This is a genomic window from Streptosporangium sandarakinum, from assembly GCF_013409935.1.
Classification (GTDB): domain Bacteria; phylum Actinomycetota; class Actinomycetes; order Streptosporangiales; family Streptosporangiaceae; genus Streptosporangium; species Streptosporangium nondiastaticum.
In genome coordinates, this window is sequence record NZ_JACCCO010000002.1 from 1112156 (window position 1) to 1132507 (window position 20352).

Genomic DNA, 20352 nt, shown 5'->3' on the forward strand with positions numbered 1-20352 from the left:
CCATCGGCGCCCGGAACGCCGGGGCATGGGCGTCGCGGGACCCCGGAACGTCAGGGCCCGGACGCCCGGCCCGTCAGGGCTTGGGCGTCGCGGCCGGGGAGGCCGGCGGCGAGCTCTCCGGGCACTTGGGGTTGGCCAGCACGATCTCCACCGGCTTGCGGGGATCCCACTCGGTCCCGGGGGCGGGATCCTGCTCGACCACCCGCACGCACATCTCGTAGTTGATGTCGCCGCTCGCGGTCACCTTCACCTTCAGGCCGACCTGCCCGAGCCGGCCCTTGGCGGGCTCCGGCTCCAGGCCCCGCACGTCCGGCACCTGCACCTTCTGCACGGTCGGGGTCGGCTTGGGCGACTTCCTGGGCGTCGGCGTGGTGGACGGCTTCTCGGACGGATCCGGTGTGGGCTCCGTCGTGGGCTCCGGCTCCGTTTCCTCGGTCTCCTCCGGCTCCGCGCTCGGCCTCGCCGGCTGGCGGTCGACGGTCGGGGTGGGGGACGGCGACTTCGTGCGCCTAGACGTCCTGGGGGGCTTCGAGGGTTGCTCGGAGGGAGTCGCCGTGGCCTCCGCGGCCAGGTCGGTGTGCGACACCTCGTCGCTGGACGCCATCGCGTTGATGCCCACCGCGCCCAGGCCGCCACAGAGCACGACCGCCGCGGCGACCGCGGCGAGCATCCCGCCCCGGCGGCGCGGTCTGCGCCCGGCGCGGCGGCCCCGTCCCCCGGAGGCCGCCTCGACGGCCGCGCCGGACGCCGCCGTCGTCGCCGCGGCCGACGCGGCCCCCTGGTGGGCCGTCTGCTGGCCGCCCTGCCAGCCCGCCTGCGGCGCGGACCCCTGCCAACCGGCCTGCTGCCCGCCCTGGCCCTGCCAGCCCGTCTGCTGGCCGCTCTGGCCCTGCCAGCCGCCCTGTGTGGCGTTCCACCCGGTCTCCGACGGGCCGGGCTGACCGAACATCATCGGGCCGGTCTCCGGCCCGAGCTGCCCGGCCTGCCGCGCGGCGGCGCTCATCGCCGCGGCGCTGGGGAAACGCCGGGCCGGGTCCTTCGACAGCGCCTGCTCCACCAGGGCGCGGATCGCGGGCGGGATGTGCGGGGGCAGCGGCGGCGGGGCCTCCCGGATGTGCTTGAGCGCGATCGTGACGGGCGTGTCGCCGTCGAACGGCCGCTGCCCGGCGAGGCACTCGTAGGCCACTACGCCCAGCGCGTAGATGTCCACCGCCGGGGTGACCGGCGCGCCCTCGGCCTGCTCGGGCGCGCAGTAGGCGGCGGTGCCGAGCACCATGCCGGCGTCGGTCAGCCTGCTGGCGGCGTCCGACCTGGCGATGCCGAAGTCGGTGAGCACGAGCATGCCGTCGGGCCGCACCAGCAGGTTGCCGGGCTTGATGTCGCGGTGGACGATCCCCTGGTCGTGTACGGCCTGCAACGCCGAGGCCGCCTGGGAGATGAGCTCCATCGCCGGACCCGGGGCGATGCTCCCCAGCCGGCTCAACAGCCGGTCCAGCGGCTCGCCGTCCACGAACTTCATCACGAGGTAGGCCGTCGCCCCCGCGCCGGGCACCTCGTGAACACCGTAGTCGTAGACGTCGACGACCCCCGGGTGGTTGATCGTCGCCATGGCCCGGGCCTCGCCCTGGAAGCGCACGAGGAAGCCGGGGTCGTCGGTACGGCCCGGGAGCAGCACCTTGACGGCGACGGTCCGGGCCAGAACCGTGTCCTCGCCGCGCCAGACCTCGCCCATGCCACCGGCGCCGATGCGGGTATCCAGGCGATACCGCCCCGCCAGCGTCGTGCCTTGGGCCACCATTACTCCCCCGTAACCCTTCCCGCTCCCACCCCAGGATTCTCCAAGAAAGCGGATCCGTATCGCGTCACCGTAACGCCACGGTAACGAAACCCTGCATGCCGGATACCTCACAAACAAGACGCGTGCCGTAGCATCGCACAAAACTCACAGCTTTTGCGGAGACTTGTACACCTTGCCCGACTCGTGAGGATAAGGGGAAATCTTCGGTGGTCCCCCAACCGGACGTGATGATCACGGGGGACGGACCCTAAGCTGGCGCGCATGACGCTCGCTCCCGGCCTGCGCGCCCGGATTCTCACCATGGTCGAAACATCGGACACCGCGGCGAAGGTCGGCAGCGGGGACGTCCCGGTGCTGGCCACCCCCCGGCTGCTGGCCCTCGCCGAGCGGGCCACCGTCCAGGCGGTCGCCGACGCCCTCGGCCCCGGACAGACCTCCGTGGGCACCAAGGTCGCCCTGGAGCACCTGGCGGCCAGCCCGGTCGGCGCCCACGTCGAGATCGCCGCGGAGCTCACCGAGGTGGACGGCCGCCGCCTGGTCTTCGCCTTCACCGCCCGCGACCGGCACGACACCGTCGTCGCCACCGGCACGATCGAACGGGCGGTCGTCGACCGCGAGCGCTTCCTCTCCCGGGCCGCCCGCTGACCGGTCGCGGACCGCTCCGCCGGACCCGGCCCAGACCCCGCCGAACCCGGCCGAACCCGCCCGCCGGACGGCGAGCGGGTGAGGACGGGGCGCGACCCGCTACTCGATCACCGCGATGAGGTCGCCCTCCTGGATGACGTCCCCCTCGGCCACCTTGAGCTGGACGACGACGCCGTCGTCCTCCGCGATGACCGGGATCTCCATCTTCATCGACTCCAGGATGACCAGGGTGTCGCCGTCCTCGACGGTGTCACCCTCGGCCACGAGGACCTTCCAAACGTTCGCCACCATCTCCGCGCGCACTTCAGCCACCGGAAACTCCCATCACTCACATAGTCCAACCGTGTCAGAGCGGCCCGTTCAGGCCCTCATGCGGGCCACCAGCCCGGTGTCGTAACCGCCGCCGACGAACTCGGGACGCGCCAGCAGCTCGGCGCAGAACGGCAGGTTGTTCTTGGGGCCCTCGACGAGGAAGGCCGCCACCGCCTTGCCCGCGCGCTCCAGCGCCTCGTCGCGGGTCTCGCCGTACACGCACAGCTTGGCCATGAGCGGATCGTAGAACGGCGTCACCGTGTTGCCGCCGGTGTAGCCGGAGTCCACCCGGACGCCCTCGCCGGACGGCTCCTCCCACACGTCGATCTTCCCGGGGCCGGGGAAGAACCGCTTGGGGTCCTCGGCGTACACCCGGAACTCGATCGCGTGGCCGCGCGGCGCCGGCGGCGGCTCGACCGCCTCGCCCGCGGCGATCCGCAGCTGCAGCTCCACCAGGTCCACCCCGGTGACGAGCTCGGTCACCGGGTGCTCGACCTGCAGGCGGGTGTTCATCTCCAGGAACACGAAGTCCTGCCGGTCCGCGTCGACCAGGCACTCCACGGTGCCGGCGCCCAGATATCCGACCGCCTCGCCCGCCCGGACCGCCGCCGCCAGCATCCGCTCGCGCAGCTCCGGGGTGACACCGGGAGACGGCGTCTCCTCCACGACCTTCTGGTGCCGGCGCTGCACCGAGCAGTCGCGCTCGCCCAGCGCGAGGACGGTGCCGTCGGCGAGACCGAGGATCTGCACCTCGACGTGACGGGCGCGCTCGATGTAGCGCTCCAGCAGGATCGCCGGCGGCCCACCGAACCGGGCGGCGGCCCGGGACGCCTGCTCGAACGCCTTGGCCAGGCCCGCCTCGTCGTGGGCGACGCCCATGCCGATGCCGCCGCCCCCGCCCGCGGCCTTAACCATGACCGGGTAGCCGATCCCGGCGGCGGCCGCCACGGCCTGCTCAAGCTCGGTGACCGGCTCGCGGGTCCCGGCGGCGACCGGCACGCCCGCGGCCTCCATGAGGTTCCGCGCGTTGATCTTGTCGCCCATCCGCTCGATCGCCTCGGGCGAGGGGCCGATCCAGGTCAGGCCCGCGTCGACGACGGCCCGGGCGAAACCGGCGTTCTCCGAGAAGAACCCGTAGCCGGGGTGGACGGCCTGGGCACCCGACGCGCGGGCCGCCTCGAGCACCTTGCCGGCGTCGAGGTAGCTCTGCGCGGGGTTGGCCGGGCCGAGCAGGATCGCCTCGTCGGCCTCCCGTACGAACGGCAGGTCGGCATCGGCCTCGGAATACACCGCGATGGCCCGCAGGCCCATGCGCCGCACCGTACGGATGATCCGCCGCGCGATTTCGCCGCGGTTTGCGACCAGAACGGACTCGAACACGTTGGTGGACCCCTTTCGACCGCTCCACCCTATGACCGTGGGCTCCGCACAACCCTTCGCCCGAAACCACCGATCACGGCGAGGCGATCTGTAGGAATTCCACAAATCCCTCAGCCGCGCCGCGCCGGGACGAGCCTGCCGATGACCCGGGTCATCGCCTCGACGATCTCCGGGTCGTACTCGTCGCCCGCGCCCAGACGGATCCGGTCGAGGGCCGCCGCGGCCCGGACCCGGTCGGTGGAACCCCCCACCAGGTCGTCGTAGGCGTTGGCCGCCTTGATGATCCGGCTGGCCTGCGGCGGGTCCTCCGCGCAGGAGTCGCACTGGCGGCGGACGGCCTCGGCCACCCGGTCCAGCACCCCGGTCTGCCGGATCACCTCCGCCCCCAGCTCGGCGATGCGCCGCGCCTGCCCGCGGTCGGTGAGCACGGTGGCCCCGCCGGGAATCGGGTCGCGCAGCGAGAGCTGGCCGATGTCGTGCATGAGCGCGGCGTACTCCAGCTCCAGCAGCTCGGGCTCGGCCATGCCCAGCTCCCGGCCGATCGCCACCGCCATCCGGCTCACCCGGTGAGAGTGACCCGGCTCGACGTACCCGCCGACCTCGGTCACCCGCGCCAGCGCCCGGACCGTCTGCAGGTACGTCGCGCGGATCCCGGCGTACTTGCGGAAGGCGACCTGGGTGACCAGCAGCGGCGCGGCGAAGACCAGCAGCGCGGCCATGCCCATGCTGTGCGAGGCCAGCGCGAGCAGGATGCCGGAGGCGGACACCGCCGACCACAGCGGGGCGGCCGACCGCAGCTCGTCACGGAGGACCACCCGGAAGGCCGCCCGGACCCGCTCGGCCCGCAGCACGGCGGCCAGCACCACGTCCGCCAGCACCATCAGCGCGATGAGCAGGGCCATCACCCCCAGCGGCGGCCACCAGCCCTCTCCCCGCCCCCTCGTCAGGCCGAACAGCCCGTCGGCCAGCGGCCGGTAGGCCAGCGCCAGCAACCCGCCGGTGAACAGCCTGCGCGCCATGGCGTCCAGCTTCGGCGGGCGGCCCACCGCCAGGTGCGGCAGCGCCCCGGCCGTCATCCCGACCGTCAGCACCGCGACGACCTGCAACGCCGAGTGCCGCGCCGGGACGTCGCCCATGTCCAGCAGCAGCGTGTAGCCGAGCGCCGCCGCCGCGCCGATCGGCGCCACCTCCCGGTTGCCCGGCATGGTGAGCCGCGCCAGCTCCCCCACCGCGATCAGCGCGCCGAACCCGATGGCGATCTCCGGATCGACCAGCCCCGCGGCGGCTGTGTGCGCCACACCCACCGCGGCCAGCACCCCGGCCGCGCAGACCAACAGGAACCGGACCGAGTCGAACCTGCCCAGGGCCCGGGCCGCCGCACCGGCGGCGGGGTGGCCCGCCGCCCGGCGGCCCACCGTCCCGTGCTCGATGGTCGCGTTCACCTTCTCGTTCGCTGCGCTCACCCGGCGGCTCACCGCTCCGACACCACCTGGATCGGGGCCGTGGGGTCGTCGTGGTCCTTGGTGGTGGTCTGGGACGCGTCCGCCGGGAGCGGGACGACCTTGCGCGGCGGCTCCCAGCCGTCGCGGTCCACCGCCCTGACGAACGCCGCGACCATCACCGGGTCGAACTGGGTGCCCGCGCCCTTGCGCAGCTCGGCCACGGCCTCCTCCACCGGGCGGGCGCCGCGGTAGGAGCGGTCGGAGGTCATCGAGTCGAAGGCGTCGGCCACCGCGATGATCCGGGCGAACTCCGGGATCTCGTCCCCGGCCAGCCCCATGGGATAACCCTTGCCGTCCTGCCGTTCGTGGTGGTGCATGATCCCGGCGAACGCCTCGTCCAGGAAGTCGATGCCCCGCACGATCTCCAGCCCGCGCATGGGGTGGAGCTGGATGGCGGCGTACTCCTCCTCGGTGAGCGGCCCATCCTTCTGCAGCACCTTGGTCGGCACGCCGAGCTTGCCGACGTCGTGCAGCATCCCGGCGTAGCGGATCGCCCGGAGCCGCTCGGGACCCATGCCGATCTCCTCGGCGATCATCCCCGAGGCGAGCGAGACGCGGGTGCAGTGGCCGCGGGTGTAGTAGTCCTTGGTCTCCACCGCCTGGCAGAGCGCGGCGATGGTGGCGTCGTAGGCGCGCTGCTGGGCGAGGTACTGGCCGAAGGCCCACCGGGCGACGAACAGCGGCAGCAGCACCAGCACCGCGGAGATCGAGTTCACCGTCGTCCACAGACCGGCGATCAGCAGCCCGAAGGTCGCGTAGCCGAGATAGGAGACCAGGAACTGCGCCAGGCCGCGCAGCGGCACCTGGTGGGCCTGGCCGGTCGTCACGAGCACGACCGCGATCAGGACGAAGTTGAGCGGCACGAACACCGCGGCGGCGCCCGCGAACGGCACGATCAGGTCGTCGAACCCGGCGATGGACGGGATGACGGGGTGACCGCCCAGCAGCCGCTTGTAGACCCAGCCGGCGACGAACCCGCAGATCGCGAACTGGGCGCCGTTGAACAGCCGCTTGACCAGCGGCAGCCCCGGCCGGACGCTGAAGACCGCCGTCATGCCGACGAGCGCGGCGCCCTCGGGGCCGACCAGCACCACCGCGGCGAGCGCGGCCGAGAAGCTGACCGAGACCGCGGCCTGCCGGACGTTCAGGAGCGTGGGGACCGACTCGCACACCAGGAACAGCAGGGCCAGCACCAGCAGGGTGGACCAGTCGAGAGGTGCGAGCCGGGCGCTCACCAGCACGCTGTGACCGATCAGTGCCCACGCGGTTCCGATGACCGCGCCAAGGTAGACCTTGGCAAACCACGGCAGTCCACGCAAAGCAGCCACCCTCGGTTCTACGGGCGCGTGCTCAGGTCCAGGAGATCCCCGGATACACCGGGCCGACCGTTTCCTTCAACATGCGCTGCCTCCACGTTGGTATCCGCGACTCAGGCTACAGAAGCGCGTCAGGCGCCGAGGGGAGGAGCGGGAATCGCAAGCAAAGCGTAACCAATTCATCACCACGAGCCACGGACATGAGTCGCGCTCAGAGCGTCGCCTGACGAGCCCTTGCCCAGGCCACGGTGGCCTTCAGGCCGGTCGCGAGGTCGGTGTGGGGCCGCCAGCCCAGCCCCTCGAAGGCGGGCGCCGGGTCGACGGCCATCGCCGGGAGGTCTCCCTGCCGCGCCTCGGCGAGCCCCGGCTCGTCGGGGGCCCCCGCGGCCGCGGCCACCAGGGCGTGCAGCTCGCGGTCGGTGGTCTGCAGGCCGGTGCCGAGGTTGAACCGGCGGCCGCCCCCGGCCTCGCCGCAGGCGCGGACGAAGCCGTCCACCACGTCGTCGACGAAGACGTAGTCGCGGGTCTGCCCGCCGTCGCCGTACAGCACCGTGGGGCGGCCGGACAGCAGCGCGTCGGTGAAGATGGCGACCACCCCGGCCTCGCCGTCGGGCGACTGGCGGGGGCCGTAGACGTTGGAGAGCACCAGCGTGGTGTAGTCGATGCCGTGCAGCGCCCGGAACGCCGCGAGGTACACCTCGGCGCTGAGCTTGGAGGCCGCGTACGGCGAACGCGGATCGGTCCGCGCGTCACCCGGGACCGGGATGGCCTCCGGGACGCCGTAGACGGCGACCGAGGAGGCGAAGACGACCTTGCGGGTGCCGCCGTGGTGCGCGGCGGTCAGGACCGAGGCGGTGCCCTCGACGTTGAGGCGGGCGTCGTGCACCGGGTCGGCCACGCTCTTGCGCACGCTGATCTGCGCGGCGAGGTGGCAGACGACCTCCGGCCGCCACTCGGCGGCCAGCCCGGTCAGCGCGGGGTCGCGGATGTCCATCTCATGGAGGGCGAACCGCGGGCTGCGCGCCGCCTCGGCGAGGTTGGCGCGGTCTCCCCCGGACAGGTCGTCGACGGCCGCGACCTCATGACCGTCGGCCAGCAGCCGGTCTACCAGGTTGGACCCGATGAAACCCGCTCCACCGGTGACGAGAATCCGCATGCCGCCCCCACGATCGTATGGCCATGGCCGTAGGAGAGATCTTAGGAGGTCATCCGGCCAACTCGGAGCGGACCTGGTCGATCCGCCGCAGAACCTTGGCCCTCAGGTCCTCGGGCGCCCGGTCGCAGCCGCAGTGCTTGGCGACCAGCTGCTTGACGACCTGCTCCAGGCCGTACTCCTCCAGGCAGGGGCCGCACTCGTCGAGGTGCTCGCGGATGTCGACGCACTTGCCGTCGTCGAGCTCGCCGTCGAGGTAGCTGTAGACCTTGTCCAGGACCTCGCGACAGTCCGTGCTGTGGGGCTTCCCGCAGCTCATGCGATCACCTCGCCCTGCTCGTCAGGGCTCGCGGGCGCACCCCGCGAAACCCGCTCGTCACGGCTCGCGGACATGCCCCGCGGAATCCGCCGGCCGACCCGCTCACTTCGCGCCCTCCGCCGAGATCAGCCCGCGGTCGCGGGCGTAGTCCTCAAGCTGCGTCCGCAACTGGCGGCGGCCACGATGGAGCCTCGACATGACGGTCCCGATCGGGGTGCCCATGATGTCGGCGATCTCCTTGTACGGGAACCCCTCGACGTCGGCGAGGTAGACCGCGATGCGGAACTCCTCGGGCAGCGCGGCGAGCGCCTGCTTGACGTCGCTGTCGGGCAGGTGCTCGAGCGCCTCGATCTCCGCCGACTTCAGCCCGGCGGAGGTGTGCGACTCGGCCCTGGCGAGCTGCCAGTCCTCGATCTCCTCGGCGCCCGACTGCTTGGGCTCCCGCTGCTTCTTGCGGTAGCTGTTGATGAAGGTGTTGGTGAGGATGCGGTAGAGCCACGCCTTGAGGTTCGTGCCCTCCTGGAACTGGTGGAAGGACGCGAACGCCTTGGCGAACGTCTCCTGAAGAAGGTCCTCGGCGTCCGCCGGGTTCCTCGTCATCCTGAGCGCGGCGGAGTAGAGCTGGTCGAGATACGGCATGACATCCCGCTCGAACCGCGTGCTCCTCTGCTCCAGCGTCTCCTGGCCTGTCGCAGGGACCGGACCCACCCCCTTAAGATCGCCGGAGCCCTGCTGACGCGGGACTCCGTACTGAGCGGAGAATACCCGCTCGCCGGGAAAGGACCGGTAACCGGGGCGGGCCATGGGGTCGCTCAACGCGAGCATCGGTTTGCCAACCTCCGAAAGGATCGTGTGCTGTCCGCTGCAACACCCCCGATCGGTCACTTGTTCCCACAAGATGGAAGGTGACGATCAACCCGGTACGGGGAAAAAAATACGTACCGGCAGGTAGCCAAACCACCGGAACCCCGACGCCAGGAGCCGCTCGTGCTGCCCATCCCGGCCGAAGAGCTGAACGGCACAGGAACGCTTGGACCGTACTGGACCTTCTACCGTGCGGTCGCCTCCGAACAGCTGTCCCGCTGGCTGCCGGAGAGCCCCTCGACGGTCCTCGACCTGTCCGGCGGCCGGGGCCGCTGGTCCGCGCAGGCGGCCAAGGCCGGGCACCGGGTGCTGGAGGTGGTCGACTTCCGCCGCACGGTGGAGGGCCCGGCGCCGCTGCACGACGCCTCCCGGGTCGGCCAGGTCCGCGCCGACGACCTGCGTTTCCTGCCCGACGGCAGCGTGGACGCCGTGCTGGCCGAGGAGCGCGCGCTGTCGATCGAGCTCATGGCCGAGTCGGCGATCGCCGACGTCGCGCGGGTGCTGCGGCCGGGCGGGCGGGCACTGGTCAGCGTCGACTCCCTCGTGCTGGGCATGGCGATCCTCGCCGAGCAGAACTTCTGGGCCCACCTGCGCCAGACCGGCGAGGTCATGCTCGTGCCCTGGCCCGACGGCAGCATCACCCGCTGCTTCAGCAGCGGCCAGCTCCGCGAGCTGCTGACCGGCGCGGGCCTGGAGGTGGAGTGGATACGGCCGCGCACGGTGCTGTCCCCCTCGACGGTGGACCACGTGCTCGCCTCCGACCCGCGTGCCCTGACCTGGCTGGTCAACACCGAGCTGGAGGCGCACGCCGGCGACGACGACACCGTGGGCATCCACCTGGTCGCCAGCGCCCGCCGCCCCTGAGCCGCCCTTCCCCGGACCGCCCCGAGCCGCCGTGCGGCGATGTCCCGCCCGGCCCCGTACCGCCCGCGCCGCGTCCGGGTCAGCGCCTGCGCTCGCGCCTGGACTGGCACGGCACGCAGCGCTCGGCCTCTGGCCGCGCCTGAAGCCGGCCCTCGGGGACGGCCGCGCCGCAGTCCACGCACAGGCCGTAGCGCCCGCCGTCCAGCCGCGCGATCGCCTCGACGACCGCGCGGCGGTGCTGGACGGCCGCCTCCAGCAGGGCGCGGTCTCGGTCGGTGTCGGTCATGACCGATCCGGCGTCGGAGCCGGGCAGGTCGCCCCGGGCCGAGGGGTCCCCGCGCAGGACCACGATGGACCGGTCGATCTCGGTGAGTGTGCTCTCCAGGCGCATACGCGCGGTCGAGGCGTCCACGGATCCGCACCTCCGCAAAGGGCAGGCGGCCTGTGAGGGGGACCCCGACTTCTCCCGGCAGGCACGAAAGGGGGACGAGTCACCGCGGCGGAGTCCGGGGGCCGGAAGGCCCGGCGGAGCCGGGGAACCGGAGGACCCCGCCGCGAAGCTCGCTTTCCTCAGCGGATGCCCGCTTGACGTGGTTTTTACACGTGTTCGCTACGGAGGGTTCTCAGAAGAGCACCCGAGAGTCACCCTCTCCCTCGCCGAGCGGTTCGATCAGCTCGGGGCCGTTGTTGCGCACCGAGTTGACCGCGGTGGAGACCGGATACGCCGAAAGGCCGGCCGATCGGGCGGGCACCAGGAACTCCCGCGCGTCGGCCGTCCCGGGGTCGAGCCAGTCGGCCCAGCGGTCCCGCTGGATCAGCATCGGCATCCGGTCGTGGATGGCGCCCAGCTCGTCCTCGGCGGTGGTGGTGATGACCGCGCAGGTCACCATCCACGCGAGCGGGTCGTCCTCGGGCCGGCCGCGGTCCCGCCAGAACTCGTACAGGCCCGCCATCGCCATGACCCCGCCGTCGGCCGGCCGGATGAAGTAGGGCTGCTTCTTCGGCTTCTTCGCGGTCCCGGCGCCCTCGACCACGCCCCACTCGTAGTAGCCGTCCGCCGGCAGCAGGCACCGCCGCTCGGCGAACGCCTTGCGGAACGACGGCTTCTCGGCGACCGTCTCCACCCGCGCGTTGATCATCCGCGCGCCGATCGACGGGTCCTTGGCCCAGGAGGGGACGAGTCCCCACCGCATCACCCTGAGCTGCCGGACCGGATGCCCCTCGGGGTCGTCCTTGGGCACCCGGCTCAGCACCGTGTAGACCGGTTTCGTGGGCGCTATGTTGTAGTCGGGCCGGAGCTCCTCGTCGGCCGCCCCGTCGACCTCGACCTGGAACTCCTCAAGAAGCTGCTGCTTGGCCCGCGCAGACGCGTATCTCCCGCACATATCCTCACCTTGCCACGCGTTCCGGTACGGGGTGGCGACGCCCCGGTAGGCTTTGCACCATGTCCGCTCCGCTGTGGCCCGCGCCGACCGCGGCCGACCCCGTCCGCGCGACCGTTCCGCTGCCCGGCTCGAAGTCGGTGACCAACCGCGCGCTGCCCCTCGCCGCGCTGGCCGACGGCCCCGGCACCGTACGGCTGGCGCTGCGCAGCCGTGACGCCGACCTGATGGCCGCCGCGCTGCGCGCCCTCGGCGCCACGCTGACCCCTTCGGGGGAGACCGCGTCGAGCGTCGACTGGGAGGTCGTCCCCGGGCCGGTCACCGGCGGGGCGCGGATCGACGTGGGGCTCGCCGGCACGGTCATGCGGTTCGTGCCGCCGATCGCCGCGCTGGCCGCCGAGGAGGTCTTCTTCGACGGCGACCCGCACGCGCGCAGGCGCCCGATGGGCGCGATCCTGGACGCGCTGCGCGCCCTCGGCGCCGACGTGCGGGGCGACGCGCTGCCGTTCACCGTCCGGGGGCCGCTGGCCGGCGGGGAGGTCACGCTCGACGCCTCCGGCTCCTCCCAGTTCCTGTCGGGTCTGCTGCTGGCCGCGGCCCGGTTCGACAAGGGCGTGACCGTACGGCACGCCGGCCCGCCCATCCCGTCGCAGCCGCACATCCGGATGACCGTCCGGATGCTGCGCGAGTTCGGCGTCCGGGTCGACGACTCCGAGCCGGACGTCTGGCGCGTCGAGCCCGGCCCGATCCGCGCCCGGGAGTTCACCGTCGAGCCCGACCTGTCCAACGCCGCGCCGTTCCTGGCCGCCGCGATGGTCACCGGCGGGTCGGTCACCGTCCCGGGCTGGCCCGCGGAGACGACCCAGCCCGGCGACCAGCTCCGCGAGCTGCTCACCGGCATGGGCGCCTCGGTCGAGCGCACGCCCGCCGGCCTGACGGTCACCGGCACCGGCCGCGTCACCGGCGTCGAGGCCGACCTGCGCGACGTGGCCGAGCTGACCCCGACGATCGCCGCGCTGGCGGCCCTGGCCGACTCCCCCAGCCGGATCAGCGGCGTCGCGCACATCCGCGGGCACGAGACCGACCGGCTGGCCGCGCTGGTCGCCGAGATCAACCGGCTCGGCGGCGACGCGGCCGAGACCGAGGACGGCCTGGTGATCCGGCCGCGCCCGCTCACCGGCGGGGTGTTCCACTCCTACGCCGACCACCGGATGGCCACCGCCGGAGCGGTGATCGGCCTGGTCGTGCCGGGTGTGGAGGTGGAGGACATCGCCACCACGGGTAAGACCCTCCCCGAGTTCGTCTCCATGTGGGAGGCGATGCTGGGCGGCGGCGCCCCGTGACGGGTGGGAAGACCAAGGCAGCCGAGGGTAGATCGAGGCGGGAAAGCTGAGAAAGCGGCAGTACGACGAGGACGACGTCAGGATCAGGCCGGGAAAGGGGTCCCGGCCCCGCACCCGTATCCGTCCGGCCCACGAGGACGCGGTCGAGGGGATGGTGGTGGCGGTCGACCGCGGCCGCTACACCTGCCTGGTCGAGGCCGGCGACGGCAAGGGCCGCCGCCGCGGCAAAGGCGGGAAGGGCGGAAAGGGCGGCGGGGACGCCGCGGCGACCGGCCGGATCGTGGTCGCCATGAAGGCGCGCGAGCTGGGCCGCAAGGGGATCGTGGTGGGCGACCGGGTGGCCCTGGTCGGCGACGTCTCCGGCGCCCCCGACACCCTGGCCCGGGTCGTCCGCGTCGAGTCCCGCAGCTCTATCCTGCGCCGCTCGGCCGACGACACCGACGACACCGACGGCGTCGAGCGCCCCGTGGTGGCCAACGCCGACCAGCTCGTGATCGTGACGGCCCTGGCCGACCCGCCGCCGCGCCCCCGCATGATCGACCGGATGCTGGTGGCCGCGTTCGACGCCGACATCGAGCCGCTGCTCTGCCTCACCAAGTCCGACCTGGCGCCGCCCGAGGAGCTGGTCTCCCTCTACGCCCCGCTGGGCGTCCCGTACGTGGTGCTGCGCAAGGGCGGCTCGCTGGAGGAGATCCGCGAGCACCTGCGCGACCGGGTCAGCGTCCTGGTCGGCCACTCGGGGGTGGGCAAGTCCACCCTGGTGAACGCCCTGGTGCCGGACGCCAACCGGGCCGTCTCCCACGTCAACGCGGTGACCGGCCGGGGCCGGCACACCTCGACCTCGGCCGTGGCGCTGGAGCTGCCCGACGGCGGCTGGATCATCGACACCCCGGGCGTGCGGAGCTTCGGGCTGGCCCACGTGTCGGTGGAGACCGTCCTCGCCGGCTTCCCCGACCTCGTCGAGGGCACGGTCCACTGTCCCAAGGGCTGCACGCACCTCGGCGACGACTGCGCGCTGGACGCCTGGGTGTCCGCCGGGCACGCCGACCCGGCCCGGTTGCTGTCCCTGCGCCGCCTGCTCGCCAGCCGCGAGGGCGCGGCCGACGACGACCAGCCGAGCGGCCCCGACGACCGCCGCCGCTGAGCGTCCCGGACGACCGACGCCGCTGAGCGTCCCCGCCGGTCCCGTGGCCGCGGCGGCTCCGGTGATCCTCCGTGTTCTCCGCGCCGCGGCCGGGGCGCCCTGAGGGGTTTGTGATCCGTCACAGGTTTGACCGCTGAGATTTACCCCCCTCCACAGTTCCCATAAGACCGCCGTCAGCTCATGGTTTGAGAGAGATGTAGGCGATCACTGGAGTCCCCCTTATGCAGCGCCGCACCTTCATCACATCCCTCTCCGCCGTCGCCCTTTCCGGCACTCTGTGGCAGAACGCCGCGCGCGCCTCGTCCACGCTCGCCGGTGAGAGCCCGTACGGCCCGCTCGGCGCACCGGACGCCAACGGCGTCGCGTTGCCCGCCGGGTTCAGCAGCAGGGTGGTCGCCCGGACGGGCCACCTCGTCGGCGGCATCCTCTGGCACCCGGCCCCGGACGGCGGCGCCTGCTTCGCCGACGGCACCGGCTGGATCTACGTGTCCAACTCCGAGGTACCGCTGATCGGCGGCGTCTCGGCGATCAGGTTCAGGGCCGACGGCTCGATCGACCGGGCCTACCGGATCCTGTCGGAGACCAACCTCAACTGCGCGGGCGGGCGCACTCCGTGGAACACCTGGCTGTCGTGCGAGGAGATCTTCCGCGGCAGGGTCTACGAGACCGACCCGTACGGCGTCCGCGGCGCGCAGCAGCGTCCCGCGATGGGCCGGTTCAAGCACGAGGCCGCCGCCTGCGACCCCGACAACCGGGTCGTCTACCTGACCGAGGACGAGGACGACGGCTGCTTCTACCGCTTCGTCCCGGACGTCTGGGGCGACCTGTCCAGCGGTCGCCTGGAGGTCTTCTGCGTCGACGACGTCTGGCGGCCGGTGCCCGATCCCACGCCCGCCGTCCTCGAACGGCAGACCAGGCACCAGGTGAGCACGGCCAGGCACTTCAGCGGCGGCGAGGGCTGCCACTACGCGGACGGCGTCTGCTACTTCACCGCCAAGGGCGACCGTAGGGTGTGGGCCTACGACGCCACCCGCCGGACGGTGAGCGCGATCTACGACGGCACCGGCACGCTCAACGGCGTCGACAACATCACCGGCACCCGGGGCGGTGATCTCTACGTCGCCGAGGACGGCGGCAACATGGAGATCAACATCATCACTCCGGACCGGGTGGTCGCGCCGATCATGCGGCTCGACGGCCAGGGCGAGTCCGAGATCACCGGCCCCGCCTTCTCCCCCGACGGCACCCGCCTGTACTTCTCCTCCCAGCGCGGCACCAGCGGCGAGCGGGCGGGGACGGGCGGCATCACCTACGAGATCAGCGGCCCCTTCCGCCGCTGATCCACCCCCTCCCCCGGGACACCCCTCCTCGCGCCCCGGGACATCGCATTCCCTCCTCCCACCTCGGCAGAGAGCCGACACCCCCCGAAGGGAGTCCAGCGTGATCCGATCAGTGATCACCGCGATCGTCATGGTGGCCGCCACGGCGGTCGCCCTCGTCTCACCCGCCCGTGCCGCGGCCGGTGAGGTCTATGTGGCCTTGGGCGACTCGGCCGCCTCCGGGCCGCTGGTGCCCAACCAGGTGCTGCCCGACCTCGGATGCTGGCGCTCCGACCGCAACTACGCCCACCTCACCGCGCGGGCCATCGGGGCCTCGGTGTTCCGCGACGTCACGTGCTCGGGCGCCGACACCCGGGACATGTACGCCCCGCAGGGCACCGACCTCGGCTCCGTGCCGCCGCAGCTCGACGCGCTCAGCGCGGACACCACCCTGGTCACCGTGCAGATCGGCGCCAACGACGTCGGCCTGACCGGGTTCATCGAGGACTGCCTGAACCTGCTGCCGCCGCCCGTCGGCGACGCCTGCAACGACGACTACGTGGTGAACGGGCAGGACAGCTGGCGGGTCAAGACCGACGCGCTGCGCCCGAAGCTGACCACCCTGGCCGCCGACATCCGGGCCCGCGCGCCGCGCGCCAGGATCTTCATGGTCGGCTACGGGACCTACGCCCCGCCGAACGGCTGCTACCCGCGGGTCCCGATCATCCCCTCCGACGCCAACTACGTCCGCGCCACCCTGCAGTACTTCAACCGGATGCTGGCCGAGCAGGCCGCGGCGGCGGGCATCGGGTTCATCGACCTGCAGACGCCGAGCGTGGGCCACGACCCGTGCGCCGCGGCGAACACCCGGTGGATCGAGCCCTACGTCCCCGCCTCGCCGGCGGCGCCCTTCCACCCCAACGAGCGCGGCATGCGCGGCTTCGCGGACGTGGTGATCCCCGCGGTCAGCGGGGCGTGAGCCGCCTGGCCGCCAGCGCGGCTCCGATCCGCTGGAGCTGCGCCGGATCGGCCGGGTCGAGCCCGGTCAGGCTCACCGCCCGCCGCAGGCGGTAGTCGACCGTATTCGGGTGCACATGCAGCAGCTCGGCCGCGCGGCGGCGGTCGAGCCCGGTCTCCAGATAGACCTTGAGCGTCCGGAGCAGGTCCGGGTTGTCCAGCAGCGGGTCGAGCAGGCCCGCCAACTCGGCGGTGGCCGGGCTGGGCCGGGTGAGCTGGTACTCCAGCAGCACGTCGGCCAGCCGGTAGGCGCCCGGCGGATGCCCGAAGACCCGCGCCACCTCCAGGACCTCCTCGGCCACCTTCGCGGCGGCCGGGACCTCGGCGGGCACGGCCCGCTCGGCCGCCGCCCAGACGGGCACCCCGGCCGCCCGGGACACCTCCTCGACGACCCCGGTCGCCTCCGGCGCCTCACCGGAGGCGACCGGGAGCAACACGAGCCCGCCCGCCGCGTCGAGCACGAAGAGGACCTGCTCGGTGGCGTGCCGCTGAACGGCCGCCCTGATCCTGGCCAGCTTGCGCCGCGCGGCGATGGCCCCGCCGGGCTCGTCCTGCTTCTCGTCGGGGTGCTCGGCCACGAAGATCGCCATGACGAGGTAGGCGGGTGCCGGCCGTACCGCCGCCAGGGCCGCGGGGTCGCCGCCGAGCAGCGCGGAGACGGCGGCGTGCATGGCGTGCTGCTCCTGGCTGAGCATGCCCTCGCGTTCCTTGAGGTAGGCGGTGCACACGGCGGAGGTCACCGCCTCGGTGTAGGCGAAGATGAGGCGGTTCATGTCGAGCACCGCGGCGAAGTCGGCCGGTGTGGCGAGGGTGATCAGGTGGTCCCAGACCCAGCGGGCCCCCAGGTTGTAGGCGGCCAGCAGGGCTTCGAGCGGTACCCGCTCCTGGGCCCGGCGCGCGGCCGAGGCGCGGATCGGGGTCAGCTCGGCGGGGAGGGGCGGGCGCCCGTGGCGGAACACCCCGCAGATCATCCGCAGGTTGTGCTCGGTGATCCAGGTGATGTCGCCGTCGAGCTCCTCCCTGGGCAGCCGCCGGTAGATGGGGATCTCTTCGACGAAGACGCGCACGAGCTGCCTGGCCAGGCCGGTCGCCTGGCGTTCCAGCAGCTCGTGCACGGGACATCCGGCCAGGACGAGCACATCTGTCACTGTCTCACACCGGGTTGTGATATCCACCCTTTCGGAGCATTCCGTACTGAACGGCCTGAGCCGGTGATCGGCCGCCGGGGGCCGGGAGTCACCGTGTCCCGTGCCGGACGACCGGTCCGTCCCCCGCCGGGTGGCGCCCCTGCCGTCAGCGGTTGGGGCGCAGGGTCCAGGTGACGGTCATCTCCGCCACCGGGGTGCCGTCGGCGGTGCCGATCCCGACGGTGACCTCGAACTCCGGGCGCCGCCCGGCGTCCAGCTCGGCCAGGACCTCCTCGCGGGAGGCGCCGAGGCGGGCCTCGGCGACGACCTCGCCCATCGCGAGCTTCACGTAGCGGATCGTCGCGCCGGTGGCCAGCGGGGTGGCCCGTGACAGCTGGTCGCCGAACGCCGAGAGCATCGCGGCGCCGGAGGCGGACTCGGCGAGCGTGAACAGGGCTCCGGCGTGCGGGCCGCCCACGTGGTTGTGCAGGTCGGCGCGGTCGGGCATGCGGGCCGTCGCCCGGCCCGGCTCCACCGTGTCGAAGGAGATGCCCAGCGTCCGCGCGAACGGCACGCTCTCCAGCATGAAGGCGCCCACGTCAAAGGTCATGCCCGGAATGCTACTTGCTGGTAACCGCGGATTCGACGGGGGATTTACGCGGTATCCGGCCGACTGGCGACCCGCGACACAATTCCCCGCCTTGTTCCCCGGTCTCCTGTACCCGGCCGCCGACGCGATAGCGTTGCTCTCCGTGACGGGTTACAACGACGACCTGCGCCTCGCGCACGTGATGGCCGACGCCGCCGACGACCTGACCCTCCGCCGGTTCAGGGCCGTGGACCTGCGGGTGGAGACCAAACCGGACCTCACCCCGGTGAGCGACGCCGACCAGGCGGCCGAGGAGTCCATCCGGAGCACGCTGCGCCGCGCCCGGCCGCGCGACGCGGTGATCGGCGAGGAGTTCGGCAAGACGGGGTACGGCGCGCGGTCGTGGGTGATCGACCCGATCGACGGCACCAAGAACTACGTGCGGGGCGTCCCCGTGTGGGCCACGCTCATCGCCCTCATGGACGAGGGCAGGGTCGTCGTGGGCCTGGTGTCCGCCCCCGCGCTCGGCCGCCGCTGGTGGGCCGCCAGGGACAGCGGCGCGTGGACCGGCCGGAGCCTCAGCAGGGCCACCCGCTGCCAGGTCTCCTCCGTCTCCCGCCTGGAGGACGCCTCGTTCTCCTACTCCAGCCTCGGCGGCTGGGAGGAGGCCGGCCGGCTCCAGGAGTTCCTCGACCTCAACCGCTCCGTCTGGCGCAGCCGCGCCTACGGCGACTTCTGGTCGCACATGATGGTCGCCGAGGGGTCGGTGGACGTGTCCGCCGAGCCGGAGCTGTCCTCCTGGGACATCGCGGCGCTGACCGTGATCGTCGAGGAGGCCGGCGGCACCTGGACCGACCTGTCGGGGGTCCCCGACCTGGACGGCGGCAGCCTGGTGTGCAGCAACGGCCCGCTGCACGGGGAGGTCCTCAAGCGCCTCGGCGGAGGACCGCTCACCCTGCCCGTCTGATCCGCCCGCCCGAAGACGCCACGACGCCGGACATGACCTGACGAATCAGGTCATGTCCGTTTTTGTGAACCAGACCACGCCTCCACCACGACGGTGACCGTAGAGGTTCATTCTCCGTTCACCTTCACACGGGTTTCGAGTCATCTTGCCTCCCTACCTTCCTTGAGTGTTGAAGGACTTAGTGGGAGGAACCCAACCGTGAAGTATGCAGGCCGGCTCGCCGCGGTCACCCTCGTCGGCGCGCTCTCGCTCGCTGCGTGCGGCACCGATGACAACAGCACCGGCAGCGGCACCTCCAGCGCCGCGGCTCCCTCCGCCGGGTCGGACGCCGGTCTCAGCGGCACGATCAACGCCGCGGGCTCGTCGGCGCAGGCCAACGCCATCGACGAGTGGAAGAAGAACTTCCAGCAGGCCAACTCCGGCGTCAGCCTCAACTACCAGCCGAGCGGCTCCGGCGCCGGCGTGCAGGCGTTCATCCAGGGCACGGTCGCCTTCGCCGGCTCCGACTCCGCCCTCAAGGACGACAAGGGCGAGCCCGCCCAGGCCGACGCCCGCTGCAAGACCGGCAAGGCCATCAACCTGCCGATGGTGACCGGCCCGGTGGCCGTCGTCTACAACCTTCCGGGCGTCGAGGGCCTCCAGCTCTCCCCCAAGACCCTCGCGGGGATCTTCAACAGCAAGATCACCAAGTGGGACGACGCCGCGATCAAGGCCGACAACCCGGACGCCAAGCTCCCCTCGACCCCGATCCAGGCGTTCCACCGCTCGGACGAGTCGGGCACCAGCGACAACTTCACCAAGTTCCTCGCCAAGACGGCCGGCTGGCCGTACGAGCCCGCCAAGGCGTGGCCGGCCGAGGCCAAGGGGCAGGGCGCCAACGGCTCCGACGGCATCGCGCAGGCCGTCAAGGGCGCCGAGGGCGCGATCAGCTACGTCGAACTCTCCTTCGCGGAGAACTCCAGCCTGGCCAAGGCCAAGGTCGCCAACGGCTCCGGCGAGTTCGTCGAGCTGACCCCCGAGAGCGCCGCCAAGACGGTCGAGGCCGCCGAGGTCGTCGGCCAGGGCAACGACCTCAAGCTGGACATCGACTACGCCACCAAGGCCGCCGGCGCCTACCCGATCGTCCTGGTGACCTACGAGATCACCTGCGAGAAGGGCCTGCCCGCCGAGGACGCCAAGCTCGTCAAGTCCTTCCTGACCTACACCGCCAGCGACGAGGGCCAGCAGGCCCTGACCGGCCTGGGCTACGCCCCGCTGCCCGCGTCGCTGCTCACCAAGGTCCGGACCGCCGTCGAGGCGATCTCCTAGGCT

At 72.4% G+C, this 20352-nt stretch carries 20 protein-coding genes; 8 read left to right on the top strand and 12 right to left on the bottom strand.

The window, feature by feature from the left end:
- Positions 1–73: 73 nt before the first annotated feature.
- On the bottom strand, positions 74–1798 hold the full coding sequence (locus HDA43_RS23445) for a serine/threonine protein kinase (RefSeq protein WP_179825198.1): 1725 nt from the start codon (positions 1796–1798) through the stop codon (positions 74–76).
- 261 nt (positions 1799–2059) lie between these two features.
- Here HDA43_RS23445 and HDA43_RS23450 point away from each other — a divergent pair, with 261 nt between their 5' ends.
- Entirely contained in the window at positions 2060–2443 is a 384-nt protein-coding gene (locus tag HDA43_RS23450; protein WP_179825200.1) for a thioesterase family protein, read from the top strand.
- 99 nt (positions 2444–2542) lie between these two features.
- Here the strand turns inward: HDA43_RS23450 and HDA43_RS35295 are convergent, their stop codons facing one another.
- The 7 genes from HDA43_RS35295 to HDA43_RS23485 form a co-directional block, all read right to left on the bottom strand.
- The gene (locus HDA43_RS35295; protein WP_179825202.1) at positions 2543–2755 is read right to left on the bottom strand and encodes a biotin/lipoyl-binding carrier protein; all 213 of its coding nucleotides are present in this window, start codon (positions 2753–2755) and stop codon (positions 2543–2545) included.
- Positions 2756–2803: 48 nt separating this feature from the next.
- The gene (locus HDA43_RS23460; RefSeq protein ID WP_179825204.1) at positions 2804–4135 is read right to left on the bottom strand and encodes an acetyl-CoA carboxylase biotin carboxylase subunit; all 1332 of its coding nucleotides are present in this window, start codon (positions 4133–4135) and stop codon (positions 2804–2806) included.
- Between the two features lie 110 nt (positions 4136–4245).
- Complete coding sequence (locus HDA43_RS23465) at positions 4246–5499, bottom strand: HD-GYP domain-containing protein (RefSeq protein ID WP_218912556.1); 1254 nt, start codon at positions 5497–5499, stop codon at positions 4246–4248.
- Between the two features lie 107 nt (positions 5500–5606).
- Complete coding sequence (locus tag HDA43_RS23470; RefSeq protein ID WP_179825205.1) at positions 5607–6956, bottom strand: HD-GYP domain-containing protein; 1350 nt, start codon at positions 6954–6956, stop codon at positions 5607–5609.
- A gap of 208 nt (positions 6957–7164) precedes the next feature.
- Complete coding sequence (locus tag HDA43_RS23475) at positions 7165–8109, bottom strand: NAD-dependent epimerase/dehydratase family protein (RefSeq protein WP_179825207.1); 945 nt, start codon at positions 8107–8109, stop codon at positions 7165–7167.
- Positions 8110–8158: 49 nt separating this feature from the next.
- Positions 8159–8425, bottom strand: a complete 267-nt coding sequence (gene rsrA, locus HDA43_RS23480) for a mycothiol system anti-sigma-R factor (protein ID WP_179825209.1) — start codon at positions 8423–8425, stop codon at positions 8159–8161.
- A 102-nt stretch (positions 8426–8527) separates the two neighbouring features.
- Entirely contained in the window at positions 8528–9133 is a 606-nt protein-coding gene (locus tag HDA43_RS23485) for a sigma-70 family RNA polymerase sigma factor (RefSeq protein ID WP_179825211.1), read from the bottom strand.
- Between the two features lie 279 nt (positions 9134–9412).
- On the opposite strand from HDA43_RS23485, the gene HDA43_RS23490 reads away from it, so the two are divergent.
- Entirely contained in the window at positions 9413–10153 is a 741-nt protein-coding gene (locus tag HDA43_RS23490; protein ID WP_179825213.1) for a methyltransferase domain-containing protein, read from the top strand.
- A 79-nt stretch (positions 10154–10232) separates the two neighbouring features.
- Here HDA43_RS23490 and HDA43_RS23495 read toward each other — a convergent pair whose 3' ends face one another.
- The gene (locus tag HDA43_RS23495) at positions 10233–10565 is read right to left on the bottom strand and encodes a TraR/DksA family transcriptional regulator (protein ID WP_179825214.1); all 333 of its coding nucleotides are present in this window, start codon (positions 10563–10565) and stop codon (positions 10233–10235) included.
- A 211-nt stretch (positions 10566–10776) separates the two neighbouring features.
- On the bottom strand, positions 10777–11538 hold the full coding sequence (locus HDA43_RS23500) for an SOS response-associated peptidase (RefSeq protein ID WP_179825216.1): 762 nt from the start codon (positions 11536–11538) through the stop codon (positions 10777–10779).
- A gap of 59 nt (positions 11539–11597) precedes the next feature.
- Between HDA43_RS23500 and aroA the strand changes: the two genes are divergently transcribed.
- The 4 genes from aroA to HDA43_RS23520 all read left to right on the top strand — a co-directional run bounded on the left by aroA (position 11598) and on the right by HDA43_RS23520 (position 16320).
- Positions 11598–12878 carry a 3-phosphoshikimate 1-carboxyvinyltransferase gene (gene aroA / locus HDA43_RS23505; protein ID WP_179825218.1) on the top strand — a complete coding sequence of 427 codons (1281 nt, stop codon included), beginning with the start codon at positions 11598–11600 and terminating at the stop codon, positions 12876–12878.
- An 82-nt stretch (positions 12879–12960) separates the two neighbouring features.
- Positions 12961–14022, top strand: a complete 1062-nt coding sequence (gene rsgA / locus HDA43_RS23510; protein WP_376770525.1) for a ribosome small subunit-dependent GTPase A — start codon at positions 12961–12963, stop codon at positions 14020–14022.
- 221 nt (positions 14023–14243) lie between these two features.
- Positions 14244–15362, top strand: a complete 1119-nt coding sequence (locus tag HDA43_RS23515) for an alkaline phosphatase PhoX (protein ID WP_179825220.1) — start codon at positions 14244–14246, stop codon at positions 15360–15362.
- A 100-nt stretch (positions 15363–15462) separates the two neighbouring features.
- Positions 15463–16320 carry an SGNH/GDSL hydrolase family protein gene (locus HDA43_RS23520; RefSeq protein ID WP_312873502.1) on the top strand — a complete coding sequence of 286 codons (858 nt, stop codon included), beginning with the start codon at positions 15463–15465 and terminating at the stop codon, positions 16318–16320.
- On the opposite strand, the gene HDA43_RS36485 is transcribed toward HDA43_RS23520, so the two are convergent.
- Together HDA43_RS36485 and HDA43_RS23530 are read right to left on the bottom strand one after the other, a co-directional pair.
- Complete coding sequence (locus tag HDA43_RS36485) at positions 16307–17506, bottom strand: PucR family transcriptional regulator (protein ID WP_218912382.1); 1200 nt, start codon at positions 17504–17506, stop codon at positions 16307–16309. The genes HDA43_RS23520 and HDA43_RS36485 overlap by 14 nt on opposite strands.
- 145 nt (positions 17507–17651) lie before the next feature.
- On the bottom strand, positions 17652–18095 hold the full coding sequence (locus HDA43_RS23530; RefSeq protein WP_179825222.1) for a DUF4442 domain-containing protein: 444 nt from the start codon (positions 18093–18095) through the stop codon (positions 17652–17654).
- 142 nt (positions 18096–18237) lie between these two features.
- Between HDA43_RS23530 and hisN the strand changes: the two genes are divergently transcribed.
- Together hisN and pstS are read left to right on the top strand one after the other, a co-directional pair.
- Positions 18238–19041 carry a histidinol-phosphatase gene (gene hisN, locus HDA43_RS23535; protein ID WP_179826393.1) on the top strand — a complete coding sequence of 268 codons (804 nt, stop codon included), beginning with the start codon at positions 18238–18240 and terminating at the stop codon, positions 19039–19041.
- Between the two features lie 198 nt (positions 19042–19239).
- Positions 19240–20349: a phosphate ABC transporter substrate-binding protein PstS gene (pstS, locus tag HDA43_RS23540; protein WP_179825224.1), complete on the top strand. Its 1110-nt coding sequence runs from the start codon at positions 19240–19242 to the stop codon at positions 20347–20349.
- The last annotated feature ends 3 nt before the right edge of the window (positions 20350–20352 follow it).

What these genes read in the sequence shown, in the direction of transcription:
- HDA43_RS23530 (WP_179825222.1), bottom strand. Translation starts at nt 18,095, where the DNA reads ATGACCTTTGACGTGGGCGCCTTCATGCTGGAGAGCGTGCCGTTCGCG.
- HDA43_RS23475 (WP_179825207.1), bottom strand. Translation starts at nt 8,109, where the DNA reads ATGCGGATTCTCGTCACCGGTGGAGCGGGTTTCATCGGGTCCAACCTG.
- rsrA (WP_179825209.1), bottom strand. Translation starts at nt 8,425, where the DNA reads ATGAGCTGCGGGAAGCCCCACAGCACGGACTGTCGCGAGGTCCTGGAC.
- HDA43_RS23515 (WP_179825220.1), top strand. Translation starts at nt 14,244, where the DNA reads ATGCAGCGCCGCACCTTCATCACATCCCTCTCCGCCGTCGCCCTTTCC.
- HDA43_RS23450 (WP_179825200.1), top strand. Translation starts at nt 2,060, where the DNA reads ATGACGCTCGCTCCCGGCCTGCGCGCCCGGATTCTCACCATGGTCGAA.
- aroA (WP_179825218.1), top strand. Translation starts at nt 11,598, where the DNA reads ATGTCCGCTCCGCTGTGGCCCGCGCCGACCGCGGCCGACCCCGTCCGC.
- HDA43_RS23500 (WP_179825216.1), bottom strand. Translation starts at nt 11,538, where the DNA reads ATGTGCGGGAGATACGCGTCTGCGCGGGCCAAGCAGCAGCTTCTTGAG.
- HDA43_RS23445 (WP_179825198.1), bottom strand. Translation starts at nt 1,798, where the DNA reads ATGGTGGCCCAAGGCACGACGCTGGCGGGGCGGTATCGCCTGGATACC.